This is a genomic window from Bartonella capreoli, from assembly GCF_902813205.1.
GTDB lineage: Bacteria > Pseudomonadota > Alphaproteobacteria > Rhizobiales > Rhizobiaceae > Bartonella > Bartonella schoenbuchensis.
On sequence record NZ_CADDZX010000059.1, the window covers coordinates 1 to 961 of the forward strand.

The following is a 961-nucleotide window of genomic DNA, read 5'->3' on the forward strand; positions in this document are numbered from 1 at the left end:
TTATTCGCGATGCACGTGGAACGATGGTTTTGAGTGAACAAGATGCCAAAAAAGTTATTCAGCATTATTTGCCAAATGGTTTTTAAACCTTACGCTTTTGATTTTTAGGAGAGTATTACATGGCACGTGTAAAAAGAGGTGTAACAGCGCACGCTAAACACAAAAAAGTTCTGAAACAGGCTGAAGGTTTTTACGGGCGTCGTAAAAATACCATTCGTGCAGCTAAGGCTGCGGTTGATCGTTCAAAGCAGTACGCTTATCGTGATCGCACAAATAGGAAACGCACTTTTCGTGCTTTGTGGATTCTGAGAATTAATGCGGCTGTTCGTGCAGAAGGCTTAACTTATGGGCGTTTTATTGATGGTTTATCGAAAGCAGGTATTGAGGTTGATCGTAAAGTTCTTTCAGATATAGCAATTCATGAAGAAGCAGCATTTCGTGCTTTAGTTGCTTCTGCAAAGAAGGCTTTGGAATATTTAAAAAACACAACGCCTAATGCTTTTGAAGGCGCTGTCAAATAAGCCAGTCGTGTTCTCTTAAAGCATTCATTTGTTCAAGTTCCCGTACTGGTTGTTGCTAGTGCGGGCTTTTTTCTATCCCAAAATAGGCAGAGATATGAGCGACATTAAGCATCTAGAACAAGAAATTCGTTTAGCTTTAGAGGCAGCTAGTGATGAACAAGCACTTGAAACAGTGCGTATTGCGGCGTTAGGCAAAAAAGGTAGCATCTCTGAAAAATTAAAAGCATTAGGGAAGATGGATGCTAGCGAGCGCCATAAAGTTGGACCAGTTCTTAATGGGTTAAAAAATCGTATTTTAGAATTATGGGCGCAAAAGCGGGATCTTCTGAGAAGACAGGCAATGGATGGCCGTCTTTCTCGTGCAACGGAAGGTGTTAACTTGCGTGTTCGATCTTCAACTATAGAAAGCGGACGCATTCATCCTATTTCCCAGGTGATTT

The 961-nt window shown here is 41.2% G+C and carries 1 protein-coding gene and 2 pseudogenes; all 3 read left to right on the forward strand.

Translation table 11 applies throughout. The annotated features are described in order from the left end of the window. A pseudogene (locus J7R05_RS07255) lies at positions 1-86 on the forward strand (50S ribosomal protein L35); the annotation flags it as partial. A 33-nt stretch (positions 87-119) separates the two neighbouring features. Next, positions 120-521 carry a 50S ribosomal protein L20 gene (gene rplT, locus J7R05_RS07260; protein WP_208541767.1) on the forward strand — a complete coding sequence of 134 codons (402 nt, stop codon included), beginning with the start codon at positions 120-122 and terminating at the stop codon, positions 519-521. 94 nt (positions 522-615) lie between these two features. Then, a pseudogene (locus J7R05_RS07265) lies at positions 616-961 on the forward strand (phenylalanine--tRNA ligase subunit alpha); the annotation flags it as partial.

Excerpts from the sequence above, each read along its gene's own strand:
- rplT (WP_208541767.1), top strand. The coding sequence starts at position 120 with ATGGCACGTGTAAAAAGAGGTGTAACAGCGCACGCTAAACACAAAAAA.